Origin of the sequence: Rhodohalobacter sulfatireducens (genome assembly GCF_022012475.1) — a bacterium.
Classification (GTDB): domain Bacteria; phylum Bacteroidota; class Rhodothermia; order Balneolales; family Balneolaceae; genus Rhodohalobacter; species Rhodohalobacter sulfatireducens.
On sequence record NZ_JAKLWS010000047.1, the window covers coordinates 1 to 17,510 of the forward strand.

General features: G+C 43.0%; 12 protein-coding genes. 5 read left to right on the forward strand and 7 right to left on the reverse strand.

Annotated elements, in window-relative coordinates:
- On the reverse strand, positions 1-2,405 hold a 2,405-nt coding region (locus tag L6773_RS19915; protein ID WP_237856368.1), incomplete at its 3' end, for a DUF5666 domain-containing protein.
- An 85-nt stretch (positions 2,406-2,490) separates the two neighbouring features.
- Entirely contained in the window at positions 2,491-3,075 is a 585-nt protein-coding gene (locus L6773_RS19920; RefSeq protein ID WP_237856370.1) for an RNA polymerase sigma-70 factor, read from the reverse strand.
- A 157-nt stretch (positions 3,076-3,232) separates the two neighbouring features.
- Between L6773_RS19920 and L6773_RS19925 the strand changes: the two genes are divergently transcribed.
- Complete coding sequence (locus L6773_RS19925) at positions 3,233-4,081, forward strand: LEA/WHy family protein (protein WP_237856371.1); 849 nt, start codon at positions 3,233-3,235, stop codon at positions 4,079-4,081.
- Between the two features lie 230 nt (positions 4,082-4,311).
- Entirely contained in the window at positions 4,312-7,410 is a 3,099-nt protein-coding gene (locus tag L6773_RS19930) for a sensor histidine kinase (protein WP_237856372.1), read from the forward strand.
- Here the strand turns inward: L6773_RS19930 and L6773_RS19935 are convergent, their stop codons facing one another.
- Positions 7,411-9,435, reverse strand: a complete 2,025-nt coding sequence (locus L6773_RS19935; protein ID WP_237856373.1) for an FAD-dependent oxidoreductase — start codon at positions 9,433-9,435, stop codon at positions 7,411-7,413. It lies immediately after the preceding gene.
- A 99-nt stretch (positions 9,436-9,534) separates the two neighbouring features.
- On the opposite strand from L6773_RS19935, the gene L6773_RS19940 reads away from it, so the two are divergent.
- Positions 9,535-10,758 (forward strand): PQQ-dependent sugar dehydrogenase, encoded by a 1,224-nt coding sequence (locus tag L6773_RS19940; RefSeq protein WP_237856374.1) that lies wholly within the window; start codon positions 9,535-9,537, stop codon positions 10,756-10,758.
- Positions 10,759-11,003: 245 nt separating this feature from the next.
- Here L6773_RS19940 and L6773_RS19945 read toward each other — a convergent pair whose 3' ends face one another.
- From L6773_RS19945 to L6773_RS19955, 3 genes are all read right to left on the reverse strand, one after another.
- Entirely contained in the window at positions 11,004-12,422 is a 1,419-nt protein-coding gene (locus tag L6773_RS19945; RefSeq protein ID WP_237856375.1) for an NAD(P)(+) transhydrogenase (Re/Si-specific) subunit beta, read from the reverse strand.
- Positions 12,419-12,709, reverse strand: coding sequence for an NAD(P) transhydrogenase subunit alpha part 2 (locus tag L6773_RS19950; protein ID WP_237856377.1), 291 nt, complete (start codon positions 12,707-12,709; stop codon positions 12,419-12,421). Before L6773_RS19950 ends, L6773_RS19945 begins: the two co-directional genes overlap by 4 nt.
- Positions 12,710-12,817: 108 nt before the next feature.
- The gene (locus L6773_RS19955) at positions 12,818-13,945 is read right to left on the reverse strand and encodes a Re/Si-specific NAD(P)(+) transhydrogenase subunit alpha (protein WP_237856378.1); all 1,128 of its coding nucleotides are present in this window, start codon (positions 13,943-13,945) and stop codon (positions 12,818-12,820) included.
- Between the two features lie 198 nt (positions 13,946-14,143).
- Between L6773_RS19955 and trxB the strand changes: the two genes are divergently transcribed.
- Positions 14,144-15,124 carry a thioredoxin-disulfide reductase gene (gene trxB, locus L6773_RS19960; RefSeq protein ID WP_237856379.1) on the forward strand — a complete coding sequence of 327 codons (981 nt, stop codon included), beginning with the start codon at positions 14,144-14,146 and terminating at the stop codon, positions 15,122-15,124.
- A 338-nt stretch (positions 15,125-15,462) separates the two neighbouring features.
- Here the strand turns inward: trxB and L6773_RS19965 are convergent, their stop codons facing one another.
- Positions 15,463-15,852: a DUF4342 domain-containing protein gene (locus L6773_RS19965; protein WP_237856380.1), complete on the reverse strand. Its 390-nt coding sequence runs from the start codon at positions 15,850-15,852 to the stop codon at positions 15,463-15,465.
- A gap of 93 nt (positions 15,853-15,945) precedes the next feature.
- On the opposite strand from L6773_RS19965, the gene L6773_RS19970 reads away from it, so the two are divergent.
- On the forward strand, positions 15,946-17,487 hold the full coding sequence (locus L6773_RS19970; RefSeq protein ID WP_237856381.1) for a YifB family Mg chelatase-like AAA ATPase: 1,542 nt from the start codon (positions 15,946-15,948) through the stop codon (positions 17,485-17,487).
- Positions 17,488-17,510 lie beyond the last annotated feature (23 nt).

A 17,510-nucleotide genomic window follows, 5' to 3' on the forward strand; every position in this document is an offset into this window, starting at 1 on the left:
TCATCGAGAGTATTCACACCATCGTCACCTTCAATGTCGGTATCATCGTTTACGGTAAATGTCAGGCCATTGATCATAAACGTGGAGCTTGTTGCCGATGTAATTGACCCGTCAAACTCGAGTTCATCGCGGTCCTCATCATCGTCACCATCATCATCGCCGTCGTCGTCTCCATCTTCGTCGTCATCACGTCCTTCGGCTTCAAATTCAACTTCAGTAACGATGTTTCGATCGTCTTCATCCGTGAAATACTCACCCTCGGCTTCAACGTCATCCCCTCGCTGGAGGGCACCCACTAAATTGCCAAGTGAGTTTAGATCGCCCTCAAGTTCAGTTTCATTGGTAATGTAGAAGGTAATCTCATTCACCCGAAATGTCTTGGAGGAGGCATCAGCAGAACTTACCGGACCTTCAAATACAAATTTAGTTTGGCCTTCTTCATCCTCATCATCTCCATTTCTCCGGTTGACCTCAAAATCGAGTTCCAATGCAATATTATTGCCTTCTGAATCTTTATAATACTCACCTTCAACAGTGATCTCATCACCCCGCTGAATTGCACCAACCAGGTTTCCAATGGACTGTATATCGTCTCCAAACTCCGTTTCTTCGTTTGTTTGGATCACCATAGTGCTACGCAGTGTAAATGACTCAGAGGAAGCATCAGCTGACTCTACTTCTCCACTAAAATCTTTTTCATCACGTTCCTCATCATCGTTGCCATTATCTTCACCATCGTCATCAGCATCGGTTTCAAATTTCACAGTAACCGCAGTTCGTGACTCGTCAGGTTGTGGTGAGTATTCACCTTCTGCTTCAACTTCCCCACCCGATGATAGAGCATTAGCAACCTCCTCAAGCGTGTTTAAATCACTGCGCTCATGGAAGTTGGTGTTTTCGTCAATAATATAAGTTTCGCCATTTTCGAGAGTAAAAGTACCAGCATCACTATCAACGGAAGCAACGTCATCTTCAAACTCAAAATCTTCATCCTCGTACTCAAATTTAACCTCTGTTACATCTTTAGCACCCTCTTCTCCGGGCATGAATTCACCCTCGGTTTCAACTGAGTAGTCGTTGTCGAGTGCCCATAAAAGCCCCTCGAACGATGTAAGATCTCCCTCTTCATCAAAACTGGTTTCTTCTGTGATATTGAGAGTCTCGCCGTCTTCCCCTGCAAGTGTAAATGTGGTTTCATCTCCATCAGCGGATGCAACAATTCCCTCAAACTCCAGATCGTCGTCTTCATATTCAAATTTTACAGTCTGGATAATAAAAGCTCCGTCGGTATTTTCAGAAAAGGTTCCTTCGGCTTCAACGCGAATTCCCGCATTCAATATACTCTGAACTCCGCCAAGGGTTGAAATGTCTCCTTCAGGGTCAATTTCAGTATCTGTTCCAAAGAGGTAACTGTTTCCATCTGAAAGTGTAAATTGCTGTGGATCGGCTTCAGTATCTACCGAATTGACGTACCCTTCAAATTCATTGTCTGCGATCAGGTTACCCTGTTCAAGCGTTACTTTAAAATCATCGAGAATGTTTTGGAATCGAAGAAGAGCTGTACCGTCTCCGTTAAATTCAATGGTTCCGTTCACGGTTTTCATGCTCTCATCGCCATTTTGGGTCTTGTTGATCATCATTTCATAGGCAAGTGCTCCCTCGACACTTTTCTGTAATGAACCATCTGACATGGTTTGGGAATTTATCTGGACGTCCAAAAATTCAACGGTAAGTGTGTAATTTCTTTCAATAGTATCTCCGTTATCCCGGGTCACTTTAAACTGTCCGCTGCCCTCGTGCAAGCCGGTTTCTATGACGATAGCCCCTCCGGAAGTAAGTCCACTTATCAGAAATTCATCATTTCTTTCGTAGGAGGAGGTTTTGTCCGGTGTTTCAATAGAACCGGATCGTGTTCCATTATATTCAATGGTTTCGATCAGATCGCTGTCTAAACGGGGAGAGTAGATGTAGTTCCCGTCAATATCGTAATATATATACTCAAGCTGGGCAGTTGTTTCTTTCGAAAGATCTTGCTCATTAACTGACCGGTTAAAATCAACAAAATGGATGCCGCTTTCAGGATCATATTCGTAAGAGTAGTTATTCGTAGTGTTTTTGTAATTTTCAGCCATGGCCGCATTAAACACCACGGAGGCATATTTTCCCTTCTCAACTGAACTTCCGGTTAAATTACTGCTTGATGGAAGAGAGAATGCATCGTTCAGGCTGGCAAAGATTCCATCTTTTTCATCTGAAAGAGATTCGGCAATTATTTGTCCGGCAACTTCAAGTTCTTCTTGACTTAACTCTTCAGTTACGTCAGATTTATTAGAATCGCTGATATCGCAACTGTAAAAAAGAACTGCAAAAAGAGTAAGAATGATGAACCAAAATTTTTTGAGCATGTCTGTCTGTTTCATTTTCCTTAATTTTTAGATGATTTATTTACCATTTATACAGCAGACCTGACGGGGTACCCCTAATAATTTTTTATATTTTATTAAAAATTTCTAATTCTTTTCTTAAGTCTTTAAAAGCCAGTGCCATATGGTTTTCCACAGTTTTTACACTAATTGAAAGCTGCTCAGCTGTTTCTTTGTATGTCAGATCTTCGATAAAGCAACTTTCAAAAACTGCCCGGCGTCTTTCCGGTAAATCAGAAACAGCTTTCTCAAAAGCTGTGCGTAAATCCTTGTATTCAATAGTATCGAGTGGTGTTTTCTTTGTGCCATTTACATGTTTTTCAAGAGTAGTGTGATTTGGCTCCTGCTCTAAATAGTTCAGCATCCTTGTATAAGCGATGCGATAGAGATAGGCTTTCAGAGACAGATCCGGTTTGATTCTTTTCCGGTGTTCCCAAATGTAAAGGAATGCTTTCTGAATTAAGTCTTCTGCTACTTCCCTGCTAATATTTCTGTTACGAAGAAAGACAAATAAAGCATCATAATGTGCATCGAAGAACTTTTTGAAAGCATTGTCATCCCCATGTTTAATTGCTTTATACAATTCTGATTCATCATCGAATCGATCAGATGCGAAGGCGATAAGAATCAAAAGATCCAGAAATGAGAGCACAAAAAAGCCAAATTGTTAAAATTTTCTAATATATGAAGATAATGAAACCGGAAATTATAACAATATTAGAGAATTGTAAATTCTTACTTCTACATTAACGTTATCTTGAAGAGTCATTTAACAGCAACATTTTATCATTCATTGAGTTAAAGGTTCTATGAAAAAAATTATTCTGTTTAGCATCGTCTTAATAACCCTTTCCAGCTGCAACACCCTAAGGGATCTATCGAACATTCAGAAGCCATCTGTTCGTTATAGTAAGATGTCCGTTGATGATATATCCTTCAGTGATGTGACTCTGCTTTTTGATTTTGAGGTGGACAACCCCAATAGCTTTGGCGTATCGGCCGATCAGTACCGCTATGAGTTTTTCATCAATGGAGAAGAGTTTGTAACCGGCATTCAAACCGAAAACCTAAGAATTGCAGGGCAGTCAAAGAGCATCGTACAGGTCCCGGTCTCACTTACTTTTTCAGAGGTCTTTGATACCATCGGTTCAGTTGCGAGGAGGGATTCAATCGCCTACCGAATATCCAGTGAGGTACAGTTTGATATTGCTGGGATTGGCAGACAACGAGTTCCTGTTAGTGCAGAGGGCGAGCTCCCAATTCCAAAACCTCCTCGAATAGAACTCGACAATTTTAATGTAAAAGAACTCTCATTTTCGGGTGCCGAGATGGTAGCATCAATAAGAGTACAGAACCCCAACTCATTCGGTATATCATTTGCAGATGCCTTCTACAACCTCGAAGTGAATGGAAATGAATGGCTTAATACAACTCTGGACAGAGATTTAAACCTGGATGGTTCACAGAGTGAATTGATTACCATACCCATTCGGCTGAACTCTTCTCAAATGGGATCTGTATTGATTGATATGTTAAAGGGTGAGAAAGAATTTCAATATCAATTGAATGGTTCGGCAAAAGTCTCAGCCGATATCAGGGGATTTTCCGGGTTTGAAACTCTCCCGTTTAACCTGAGCGGCACTTACAGACTGGATTGAATAATAAATCAAATTGATGTTGCAAGTTTGACGGATATGTCATCGATCCGATCTATTGAGGTGGTTTAAAATATAAAATTCTATAATTTGGCTCGATTTTTTTGTAAAGTTAGTAAAATCCATCTCAATCTGTTGATATGGTTACATGTACTCAAAAGAGGGCTAATTTATTATCTATAATTACAGGATTACTGTTACTGCCATTCGTTGCTTTTTCTCAGGCTAGTGATATGGGCAACATTACAGAGAATCAATATGTAGTAGAGAGAGAATTTACCACAGAAAATGGACTCCCTGCGAATGGTACAAATGGAATGTATCAAGATAGTAAGGGTTATATTTGGGCGGCTACCTATAATGGACTTGTTCGGTATAACGGTTTAGAGTTTAAAACTTATAATTCAAGCAGTATCAGTAGCCTCGAATCCAACCGTTTTACCGCGGTAAGTGAAGATCTTGAGGGAAATATTTGGGCAGGGTTAGAGCAGGATGGATTTATCAAGATAGATATGGATTCCGATTCTGTTCATACCTATTCATTAGACCGACAGGTATCCACTAAGAATATTAAGACTACGTCGTTTAATTTTACTTCAGATAACACGCCATGGATAGGTACAAGTAGTGGTGTATTTACAATTCAAGATGGAGAGGTAATAGACCTCGAGAAGCTCCCGGGTAAATATGTAAATCGCCTGTTGATCAACCATGAATCAATTTATGTTGTATATACCGATGAAATTATTCAAATGAACCCGGATAATTTTGATGATTTATTGACAATAGCGGAATTAAGGAACAATGTTGTTTACTTTCAGAATGATTCTCTGATACAGATCGATAATGTTACACAGTTCATGGATCTGCATTTCATTAACAATGAACTGTACCTGATGACGGAAGCCGGTTTGTTTCGATATAACGAACGGGCCGAATTGCTGTTTTCACGGGATGATGTTAATCAGGCTGCTTTGCATGGTTTTCTACCCCATAATGATGAACTGTTAGTATATGGCAGGGATGGTATTTTCAGCACTCGGTTATCTGAATTGAAATTCACCTATTACAATCGTACGAATGTGATAGACCTGATGATTGATCACGAGGGATCACTATGGGCTGCATCGATGGCAAATGGAATAAATAAATTTGTTTCAACTCCCGTTTACCTCGGGAGTGATTTTGATGAATTGGATGACCAGGGAATAACCGGAATTTTGAAGAGCAGTGATGGAACTGTTTACGTCGGTGCCAATTGCGATGGTATTTATAAATTCGATGGAAACGATGTACAACGGTTTGGTTCAGAAAATGGGTTAGGCAATGAATGCGTGTGGTCTTTAATGGAGGAGTCCAATGGTAACATATGGACCGGTACTTGGAGCGGTGGTGTTTATTTTAGTGAACCGGGAAGTGACAGGTTTGAACGTTATAACCCACCAATATTTGAAGATGTATCAGTCTTTCTCTCCATTTTTGAAGACAGTAACGGGTCTATTTGGTTTGGAACATATTCAAATGGACTATTCAAATCATCAAACAATGAAACAATTCCTATAACCAACAGCGAAGGAGAAACCCTTGCAGCCGTTCGGATGATTTTTGAAAGCCAAAATGGTGATATCTTTGTGGCTACCGATGAGGGAGTCGGCAGATTGCAGGGAGATGAAATAGATAGAATTGAATCAATATCTGCACTCGGATTATCCAGTTTTCGAACGATAGCACAAGATAATTCCGGCCGATTATGGTTTGGAAGTTACGGCTCAGGTTTGATTGTTTACGAGCCGGGTGAGGAGCCTGAGGTAATTTCAACCGAAGATGGATTATTTGATAATACAATCTCTCAGCTTTCCTTCGACGAAGATGGAGATCTTTGGCTGGGAGGAAATCTTGGCGTTTTCTTTATTAACCAAGACCAGCTTGATCGTTACTTGAACGAAGATGTTGATCAACTACAAGTTTCTCGAATTGGAGTAAGCGAAGGTATGACAATTCGAGAAACAAATGGTGGCTTCCTGCCATCCAGCCAGTTGACAGAGAATGGGGAACTGCTCATACCAACAGTCCAGGGAGTAAATGTTATTAATACACGCCGGATGGAGCGAAATGAGGAACCACCCAATACTTACATTGAACAGATTGAAATTGATGGAGAGAGTTATCAGCCGTCGCAGTTAGAATCAATACCCTACAGCGCCCAGCGTGTTATTTTCCGGTTTGCAGGTTTAAGTTTCAAAAACCCGGAATACAATCGCTATGAGTACATGTTGGAAGGTTTTGATGAGGACTGGTTGAGTGCCGAAAACAATGGTGAAGCGGTTTATTCAAGAATTCCTGCAGGCGACTATTCGTTTAAAGTCAGAGCATCAAATAACGACAACGTTTGGAGCACGCAGGCCGCAACCATTTCATTCAGCGTAGAACCACCATTTTGGCAAAGCGTTTGGTTTTATCTTGGCATCTTGGTTCTTTCAGGTATTCTCATAGTCGCTGCATTTCGGTATCGTTTGAGAAGTATCCAAAAATACAACCGCCAGCTTGAGCAAAAAGTTGATGAGAGGACAGATGAGTTAAGAGTATCGAACGAGGAGCTTAAAAAACACATCGAAGAAAAAAATAAGCTGCAATCGATTCTTGCACACGACCTAAGGAACCCATTTTCTGCAATTCTGGGATACATAGAGTTGATTAAAAATGAGTTTGAGCAAAAGGGAGAACAAGAGCAGGTAGAGATGATGAACATGCTGTTGGATTCCGGGCGAAACACCCTGGCGTTATTGGAGAATCTGCTTCAGTGGTCAAGCTCAAAGGAGGGTGGATTGGTGACAAAATTTGAAACGATTGACATCACGGATTTAGTGGATGAAGCGATATCCATGACCGATGCTCAATCAACCTTTAAGAATATATTTGTACGGAATTTAATTGATGAAGCCCATTATGTGTGGGCAGACAGAAATATGATTTTGTCTGTTATTAGGAATTTGATTTCAAATGCCATAAAATTTTCAGGTAGAGATTCCATTGTGGAAATATCTCTTGAGGAAAAAGATGAAAAGGTAGTCATCTCTGTTGAAGATTCAGGTGTGGGGATTTCAAAAGAGGAGCAGGACAAACTCTTTTCATCAGAAAAAATTCAACAAAAAGTGGGCACACAGGGAGAGAAGGGAATTGGCATGGGCTTGATGTTGTGCAAAGAGTTTATCGACAAACATGATGAGGCGATTTGGGTATCCAGTGCACCTAAAAAAGGGAGTACTTTTTCCTTTTCACTTCAAAAAGCCACCAAGCAGGAGGAAAAAACGGTCGATAAATCTGAACGATAATTACCGCTTTTCCGGGTATTCTTCCGGTACAATTGAGACCGGAATGTTTTCAAAAGGATTCAATGCTTTGTCAACCAGGGCCGCAAACTCTTTTCTCTGTATGATTTTCTCCGGGTCAAGTTGCATGCTTTCGATCCAATCACTCGTCCATCCCTCTTGCATAGCATATTGCCAAGCTTTGTACGAGCGGTCATCGGGTGAAATATCATTGAAATCAATTTCATCCGTTGGTTCAGGGGAACCGGCCAATCTCCATACAGTGAGTACGACTTCATCTCTTGTTGCAACCTCATCTTCAGTGGATTCTAAATCAATCTCTTGACTTCCGTCACTTGCGATACTCAAAGCCTCCTCAACTTGAGAGATCGTCATCATGCTATCAGGATAAATTTTGGTTTGATTGGCCCATGCATATGGGATTCCTTCGCCCTTTAATACGCCACTCACGCCAAGTCGTTGTAAAGGTTCAAAATGCCGGTCACCGGGAGTTGTGTCCATAAACGGCAGTAACCAAGCGCCCGAATCTAACAGCTGTTGTTGAACACCCCTTACAGACAGATCTCTCGGCTGAATTTCCTGTTTCACACTCAAAGCGGCGGCAGCTCCGGCAGCCTGGCCAATCGTCATCACAACAGGCTGCAATCGACTCGACCCATTTGCGATACTGCTAACGGAGATACTCTTCTCTGCAACGATCAATCCATCAACTTCCTTGGGTATCAAACTGCCGAGCGGTACGGAGAATGATGGGATAGGTGGAAATGCACCAAAGTGTGTTTCAAATTCAAAGGGTTCGCGATCACCTTCTTCAAGAAGGCTTTCAGTTGGTGAGGGATTTAGCCGGCGATGATGGTCAAGTGGATAATCTCCTACACCAATTGCTGTTTTGTATAATCCTGTTTCTGCTTCATATGGATCGATCAGCTCATTCATCGTCAGCATGGTCAATCCATTTAGCCGTCGCGATTCTCTGTGGTAGGCGATGTGGGGAAAGTGATCTTCAGTATCGAACTCATCATCAGCGATCCCTAAATTTTTAAAACCAATCTCCGTTTGTATGAAATAGATGAATTGGCGGGTTCGGTTTTTGGCCTCCTCCAATAGAATTTCTCGTTCGGCCGGGGTGTTTTCAATCATATTCAGATAGTAATCATTTCCGTTATTCGGCCAGTTGATGAGGTATTTGTCGTTCGGAAGTTTGGCATAATCGAGCATTGTTTCACAATCTACGCCCTCAAACTCATCTGGGTTTTCACTCACTTCTTTACAGGCGTTCTCAAAAATAGAGGGTTGATAATTAGGGGGTCTTGAGATCGTCATATCCGCGCCAGCCCCGTAATCTTTCAAAATAGCTGTGTAGGTAAGGTCCTGTATCATGGAATTACCATAAGTTGGTGCAATCTCTTCCCCTGTCCGGTCTCTCGGATCTAAACCGATAAAATAGTCAGCTCCGGACATGGCCATCAAATCTCCATACTCAGTTGCATCAATACTTATTGTAGCTTCAATGTTTAAGATCTTTCCGCTATCACTAACGAAAGCAGCTCCCGTAACACGATTTTTTTTTAAAAATACTTTTTGAACTGAATACCCGTGAAAACGGCGAATATTGGGATATTGATCCACCATTTTGTTTAAAATTTCATTTCCTACATGGGGTTCAAAATGAGTATTACTGACCCACCCGGTAGAAAGTGCTTCCGGACCGCCGTAGTAATCCCGGAGCTCCAGCCGAAATTCCCCCCAGATGCCGGAGGGTAAATTATGATTGCCATCTGTAGCACTAACCCCGGCCGCTGTTAACATACCGCCAAGCCAGGGTGTTGGTTCGACAATAATTACATCCAAATCTGAGCGGGCAGCCTGTATAGCAGCTGAAACTCCGCTCGCACCACCTCCCGCAATCAGCAGGTCTGTTCGAAGATCTTGATGAGTATTGTAATTCTGGGAATAGGAGGAATGACTTATAGTTATCAATAAAATGAATCCCCAAATGAATGTCTGAAACGAAAAATTACTTTGCATCTTTTTACAGATGATATGTTTAACTTCTTTGTTTGATTATTAAATCCAAAGGCATTTTATGCCAAATCAATTAGAATGACAATTAATGAATTCCTGACTATGAAAACAATTGAAGGAGCCTTTAAAATTTTAATGGTGGTTTTATTTTTAATTTTTCAGTTTACTGCCTGTTCAAGTGATTCCAGCACTTCCAAACAGGTTGAAAACGGAGAAGTTGAATTAAGTTATGCCTCCGATTATTACTTCCAACTACCGGATACGATTGATGAAATCTATGAATCCGAAGAGTTCGACTTCCACGTACAAAATGTTGTTGAGGGAGTTGAAGTAGTTTGGGGAATGGCATTTTTGCCGAATGGAAATATGATTTTTACCGAACGTGATGGTGACATGCACCTCGTAAGAAATGGTGAATTAGTCGACGATCCGATTGGAGGCGTTCCAGAAGTGTGGGCTGAAGGTCAGGGTGGCTTGCTTGATGTGGAACCGCATCCTCAATACGACGAAAACGGCTGGCTCTATTTCAGCTATTCTAAACCCGGAGATGGTGGAGCAAACACTGCGATTGTGCGTGCTCGTTACGATGAAGAATCTCATTCATTAATTGATCTTGAAGAGTTGTACTCGGCAACTCCCTCTACCGACAGAGGTCAACACTTTGGCAGCCGAATTAAATTCGACAACCAGGGTTATATGTTTTTTAGCATCGGAGACAGGGGCAATCGCGATGTAAACCCACAGGATATAAACCGGGACGGCGGAAAAATTTACCGTTTGCATGATGACGGAACTGTACCCGAAGACAATCCTTTTGTTGGCAGCGAAGGGATTGATGCTGCGTATACTTATGGCGTACGTAATCCGCAGGGAATGGATCTTCACCCTGAAACAGGCATTATCTGGACCAACGAACATGGGCCGCGCGGTGGTGATGAAATTAATGTACACAAAGAGGGCGGCATAAATTTCGGCTGGCCGGAAATCTCCTATGGTATTAACTACAATGGAACATCATTTACGGATGACACTGCAAGAGCTGGGATGGAACAGCCGATTTGGTATTGGGATCCTTCGATTGCACCCTCCGGAATGGCGTTTGTAACAAGTGATAATTACCCCGGATGGAAAGGAGATATCCTGAATGGAGCATTGGCATTTCAATTGATCTCCAGGATTGTTGTAGATGGAGAGGAATTTGTGAAAGAAGAACGAATTCTTGAAGGGATCGGCCGAATACGCGATGTAGAGCAAGCACCCGACGGTTACATCTACTTCAGTAATGAATCGAACGGATCAATTAGTCGAATTTTACCGGTTGAATAAGGCCTGAGAGTTAAAACCTCCAAGGTTTCTTGTTGAAGAGTTACTTCCGTATTCTCGTTATAATTTTTATCAACAGAACCTTGGAGATTCTTCCGATCGAGCCACCTTGAAGTCCGCAGGACCTCCAAGAGTGGCTGGTTTGGAGGCTAACCGATTATTGTGAACGACCCGTGTACCCACAATTCTTCCCGCAAGGCGATACCTTTGGGAAAGGAACTTCGCTCAGCTGTACACTTGAAGGTTGTTTAATCTAATTCTTTTATAGCAGTAGCCAGTTCTTGCAGAGATTTCTTTGCATCCCCGAAGAACATCTGGTTTTTATCACTGTAAAAAAGTGCATTATCTATTCCGGCATAACCGGGGCTTAAACTTCTCTTGAAGATAATGGTGCGGTCGGCATCATCCACATCTAAAATGGGCATACCGTAAATAGGACTACCGGGTGATGTTTTTGCAGCCGGATTTACTACATCATTTGCTCCGATTATCAGAACAACGTCCGTAGAAGCAAATTCCGGATTGATCTCCTCCATATCGTAAAGCTGATCGTACGGAACATCTGCTTCAGCCAATAATACATTCATGTGTCCCGGCATTCGTCCTGCAACGGGATGGATGGCATATTTTATTTCTACACCTTTGTTTTCAAGCAAATTCGCAACCTCTTTCAGTACGTGCTGAGCCTGGGCTACTGCTAATCCGTAACCCGGTGCAATGACTACTTTTTTAGCATAGGCACACTGAATAGCGACGTCGTCTGCAAACGTTTGCTGCACGGTTTTGTCTGAATCACCGATTGCAGAAGGACCCTCTTCTCCACCCCCAAATGCACCGAAAAGTACATTTGTTAGTGTCCGGTTCATTGCTTTACACATGATATTGGTGAGGATCAAACCGGCCGCCCCAACAAGTGCACCACTAATGATCAATAAGTTGTTTCCGAGAACAAAACCGGCCATTGAAGCCGCAATCCCCGAGTAAGAGTTCAACAGCGAGATCACCACGGGCATATCTGCACCGCCAATTGGAAGTACGGTTAGTACCCCGATCAAAAGGGCTAATCCGAAGAGCGACCAGAATATGACTTGATTAGCAGGATCAATAGTAAACCATCCGACCAAAAAGAGAGCTACCGCCGTTAATACGAGATTGATGATGTTTTGGCCGGGCAGTGCGATTCGTCCACCACCGATGAATCCCTTCAGTTTTCCAAATGCAATAAAACTTCCGGTAAAGGTGATCGAACCGATCAGGATACTGAGTCCGGTTGTTATGAGGCTCTGAGTATCGAACATCGTGGGATTAAGCCGAGCTAGTTCACCCCAGGCAACCAAAGCTGAGGCACCGCCGCCAAATCCGTTAAAGACAGCTACCATCTCCGGCATCGCCGTCATTTGAACTTTTTTGGCTGCAAAGACACCGATTGCCGCGCCGATAACAACCCCGGCTACAATAAATTCAAAACTGATAATCTCCTGGTCAAAAAGTGTGACGGCCACACCGATCAGCATCCCGATTGAAGCGAGCTGATTTCCGGATCGTGCGGTTGCCGGGGATCCCAGTCGTCTAATTCCAACGATAAAGAAACCGGTGGCAACCAGGTAAATTAGCTGGATAACGTTAGGCAGGAAAGATTGAATGGCTTCAGGTAGAAACTGGCTCATTGATCATCCTCCTTTTTCTTGAACATTTCAAGCATTCGGTCGGTTACCATAAATCCACCCACCACGTTGATGGTAGCAAAAACAATGGCAGCAAAACCGATCCAGTGTGAGAATGCACCGCCGGTTGCACCGGATATAATCAATGCTCCAATGAGAGTGATACCCGAAATAGCATTTGCCCCGGACATAAGGGGAGTGTGCAATGTGGGCGGTACCTTTGAGATCAGTTCAAAGCCGATAAAAGAGGCCAGAACAAAGATAAAAAGATTAAAAATCAGGTCTTCCATGTTATGAATATTGTGTCATGATTATTTAAAATATGCTGACGCAAGCGTCTCGCTTGTGCCTTTAATAAGATATTTTGGGGGTTGATTGATGCTTATCTGTCCGTTAGCCTAACGATTCTCTTTCACAAATGGTGAAACAATTTCGCCGTTGTTCGTGATTGTAGCATTCAGAATGATTTCGTCTTCGAAATTGAAGTTCGGTTTTCCTTCTTCAATCAACAGGTCGAGCAGTGAGAGCAAGTTCTTGGAGTAAAGTTTACTCGCATGAAATGCAAGTGAACTTGGAATGTTCAGCGGACCTGCAACAAGAACACCATTATGATTAATCGTTTCTCCCGGCTCTGTAACCTCACAGTTACCACCCTGTTCAGCGGCAATATCAACCACAACAGATCCTGGTTTCATATCTTCAACCATTGCCCTGGTTACCAGAAGCGGGGCTGGTTTACCGGGAATCAATGCTGTGGTGATTACGATATCTGACTTTTTCACATGTTCATGAATTACTTCCCGCTGACGCTCCTGGTTACTTTTGGAAAGCTCCTTGGCATAACCACCCTTGGATTGTGTTTCTTCCTCCTCAAGAGGAACTTCCACAAATGTAGCTCCAAGGCTTTCAACCTGCTCCTTCACCTCAGGCCGGATATCAAAAGATTCAACCACGGCACCAAGTCGTTTGGCAGTAGCAATAGCCTGTAATCCCGCAACACCGGCACCCAAAACAAGAACTTTTGCCGGGCGAATAGTACCGGCGGCAGTCATCATCATTGGCATATATTTGTCGAGATGATCGGCACCCATCAATGCAGCTTTATATCCTGCAATATTGCTCATCGAAGAGAGTGCATCCATCGATTGAGCCCGGCTGATTCGTGGAATGGTATCCATCGCCATGGCACGTAATCCCTGCTTTTTCAACAGTTCAACATACTCAGCGTTTTGGAGCGGCCAGATGAAGGATACCAGAACAGTTCCTTCATTGAGTTTTTTGACGGTCTCTTTATCCGGTGCCTGGACGGCCAAAAACAGTTCACTTTTTTTGAGAATGGTACTTCTGTCTGACTCAATGGAAGCACCGGCTTCTTTATATTGTTCATCTGTATAGCTCGATGCAACTCCTGCATCCTTCTCAATTAATATCTCCAGGCCGAGGGAAATCAATTTTTCTGCCCCCTCAGGAGTTAAAGCTACACGTTTTTCGTTTTCCTGAGTCTCTTTACAAACTCCAACTATCAATTTAAGTCCTCCTTTGTCATGGTTTCGGGTAACTTAGCGATTTTTATTTTATTTGCAACAAAAGGTCTGGATTGGAAGCGTTTCTTTGAAAATTATAGGTAATCTTTTCTAAAAGTTATCATATTGATAGACATTATTGACTATAAGAACGCATGATTTTTCTTACCTTTAAAAAGAAAAATAAAATTGAGTTTAAAAATGGAAGATATACAAAACAAAACATTAGACGTAGTAATCATCGGAAGTGGCCCCGCAGGGCTTACAGCTGCGCTTTATGCAGCAAGAGCTGATCTGAATCCAATTATTTTTGAGGGACCTGAACCCGGCGGGCAATTGATGCAAACCACTGACGTCGAAAACTATCCCGGATACCCGGAAGGGGTAATGGGGCCAAAAATGATGGAAGATTTCAGGGAGCAAGCTAAAAGGTTTGGAGCTGATTGCAGATATGGATATGTGACAAATATCGAATTTGATAAGCGGCCTTATAAAGTTACGGTAGATGAAGAAACAACCCTTTATGCTAAATCGATCATCATCTCAACCGGTGCCTCGGCAAAATGGCTGGATCTGCCAAGTGAGCAGCGTTTGAGAGGAAAAGGTGTGAGCGCCTGTGCAACCTGTGATGGAGCGTTTTTCCGCAATCAACACGTGATTATAGTTGGCGGCGGTGATACGGCAATGGAAGAGGCTACATTTCTAACCAAGTTTGCATCAAAAGTGACGGTAATTCACCGACGTGATGAACTCCGTGCTTCCAAAGCGATGCAGACCCGTGCCTTCAATAATGATAAAATTGAATTTATGTGGGATTCTGAACTCCAGGAAGTTCTTGGGGAAAAAGTTGTAGAAGGTGTTAAAATCTACAACAACAAAACAGAAGAGGTTACCACTCTTGATGACGTAACCGGTGTTTTTATCGCGATTGGCCACAAGCCAAATACGGATCTCTTCAAAGGTGTTCTTACAATGGATGATGTTGGATATATCCAAACGAAAGGTCAGTCAACCGAGACCGATCTACCCGGAATTTTTGCAAGTGGGGATGCGATGGACCCCATTTACCGCCAGGCTGTAACCGCCGCCGGAACGGGATGTCGCGCTGCACTCGACGCGGAACGATATTTAGCTGAGAACGAAATTGATGAGGAAGCCCTCGCCCAGGAGCACTGGAAATAAACGTAACCCGGCTCACTGAGCCTGGATTCATTCAATATTTGCGATAGCGAAGGCATCATGTTTGTGTTCTCTATAAAAAAGGCACAAGCGTGACGCTTGCGCCAGCTATGGATTGGGCACACTTGAAATAAGCGTAACCCGGCTCGCCAAGCCGGGCATGGAATAGATTAATTCATCGGATGAGTATATTTGCTTAGGATAGAGATATTGGTTTGTTCACTCATCCGATGAATGACTACTTGTAAATGATGTAAGGAGTGTCCCCCTTCGAAGCGGACAATGGGGGATGACTTTAATCTCGCTTGAGCAATTAATTTGAAAGTTAGGCTCTGAAATGTTTACTCTTTCTCAGAATCTTCACCCTCTTCCTCAGATTCAGACTTCGTCTCCTTTTCCTCTTCCTCATCGTCATCATTAATTTCAATCACTTCTGCCTCCACTTCGTATTCATCCTCGTCTTCACCAATTTCCCTTTCAATGAATACTTTGGCATCATTCGCATACAAGAGAATTGTTGTAACAGCCGTAATGAGGGGTGCATAAACAGCTAAAAGTGCAATGCCGGCAGCACCGATGGTCAATTGACTCTGGAAAAGAGTTTTTCCTTCTTTGTTCTTGATTAGAATTCGCCGTGCATTTCCTTCTTTAATAATTTTCTTGATTTGTGCAATAATCTCGTCAACGGTTCCGCGAATTTCTTCGAAGATGGTTTTTTGCGTTGTTTCCATGATTTCACCGTTTCTTTTAGATTTTTTTGTAAGGGATTGACTTTTCATAGTTCATACTACGGGATAACCATTAAAAAAGATACAAAACGAACTATGCTTTCAAGAGTCTATTGTGCATCTACCATTGGCGTGGATGCCCGTTTAATTGAAGTTGAAGTGAACATGAGCGGCGGAGTACCGAAATACTTTTTGGTAGGATTGCCCGATCGCGCCGTTAGCGAATCGAAAGACCGGATTGATGCCGCTTTGAAAAATGCCGGCGCGAATTTTCCGCGGGGAAAGATCACCGTAAACCTGGCACCGGCCGATCTGCCCAAAGAGGGGAGTGCGTTTGATTTGCCGATTGCTGTAAGCCTGCTTGCCGTTTCCGAGCAGATTGAAAGTGATAAACTGGAAAAATCTCTGATTGCAGGAGAGTTGGCACTGGACGGTCAACTTCGGCCCATTAAAGGAATTCTGCCGATGGTTGTGGAAGCCAGGGACCGTGGTTTGGAATATGTACTGGTTCCGAAGGATAACGGTGCCGAAGCAGGTGTGGTGGATGGAATAAATGTTGTGGCATTCAATGATATCAACGAAGTGATGGAGTGGCTGGAGGATGAAAATTCACACCCGATTATTGATATTGACCTTGAATCTTTGTTTCAGAAGAGTGGGGAGCATGAGATCCTTGATTTTGAAGATGTTCGCGGACAGGAAAATGTAAAAAGGGCACTGGAAGTTGCTGCGGCCGGATTACATAACGTTATTATGGTCGGCCCGCCCGGATCAGGAAAAACGATGATGGCCCGTCGGCTTCCCACCATTTTACCACCGCTTTCGCTGGATGAAGCTCTTGAAACCACAAAAATTCATTCTGTTGCAGGTTTGGTTGAGCCGGGAAAATCACTTGTTACACAACGTCCCTTTCGAAGTCCGCACCACACCGTTTCGGATGTGGCATTGGTGGGTGGTGGAAGCATTCCAATGCCGGGAGAGATTTCGATGGCTCACAATGGAGTTCTCTTTTTGGATGAACTACCGGAGTTCAAACGAAGTGCGCTGGAAGTGATGCGTCAGCCCCTGGAGGATGGAATCGTGAATATTTCTCGGGCTAGAATGAGTGTGAGTTATCCGAGCAGGATTATGCTGGTGGCGTCCATGAATCCCTCACCGACAGGAGATTGGTACGATCCGACCGATACAAACGGCGCCACAAATATGCAGATGCAGCGATATTTAGGGAAGATCAGCGGACCGCTGTTGGACCGTATTGACCTTCACATCGATGTAGAAAAAGTGAGCTTTGATGAACTCTCCGCCAAAGCCAAAGGAGAAAGCTCCAAACAAATTCGTGAGCGTGTGGTGGATGCACGCGAAATTCAAAACCGGCGATTCATGGGCATCGAAAATGTGCACTCCAATGCCCAGATGAATACAAAACTGGCCCGGAAAATTTGTCCCATAGACGATGCGGGTGAAAATATGCTTAAAAAAGCGATGAACACGTTGGGACTTTCCGCCCGCGCGTATGACCGAATTCTCAAAGTCTCCCGAACCATCGCTGACCTCGAACGATCCGAAGAGATTCGATCACATCATATCGCCGAGGCGATTCAGTATCGAAGTTTGGATCGGGAAGGGTGGCTTGGTTAGGATAAAGATGGTTTAAAGTTTAA

Excerpts from the sequence above, each read along its gene's own strand:
- L6773_RS19925 (WP_237856371.1), top strand. The coding sequence starts at position 3,233 with ATGAAAAAAATTATTCTGTTTAGCATCGTCTTAATAACCCTTTCCAGC.
- L6773_RS19930 (WP_237856372.1), top strand. The coding sequence starts at position 4,312 with ATGGGCAACATTACAGAGAATCAATATGTAGTAGAGAGAGAATTTACC.
- L6773_RS19935 (WP_237856373.1), bottom strand. The coding sequence starts at position 9,435 with ATGCAAAGTAATTTTTCGTTTCAGACATTCATTTGGGGATTCATTTTA.
- L6773_RS19940 (WP_237856374.1), top strand. The coding sequence starts at position 9,535 with ATGAAAACAATTGAAGGAGCCTTTAAAATTTTAATGGTGGTTTTATTT.
- L6773_RS19945 (WP_237856375.1), bottom strand. The coding sequence starts at position 12,422 with ATGAGCCAGTTTCTACCTGAAGCCATTCAATCTTTCCTGCCTAACGTT.
- L6773_RS19950 (WP_237856377.1), bottom strand. The coding sequence starts at position 12,709 with ATGGAAGACCTGATTTTTAATCTTTTTATCTTTGTTCTGGCCTCTTTT.
- trxB (WP_237856379.1), top strand. The coding sequence starts at position 14,144 with ATGGAAGATATACAAAACAAAACATTAGACGTAGTAATCATCGGAAGT.
- L6773_RS19965 (WP_237856380.1), bottom strand. The coding sequence starts at position 15,852 with ATGGAAACAACGCAAAAAACCATCTTCGAAGAAATTCGCGGAACCGTT.
- L6773_RS19970 (WP_237856381.1), top strand. The coding sequence starts at position 15,946 with ATGCTTTCAAGAGTCTATTGTGCATCTACCATTGGCGTGGATGCCCGT.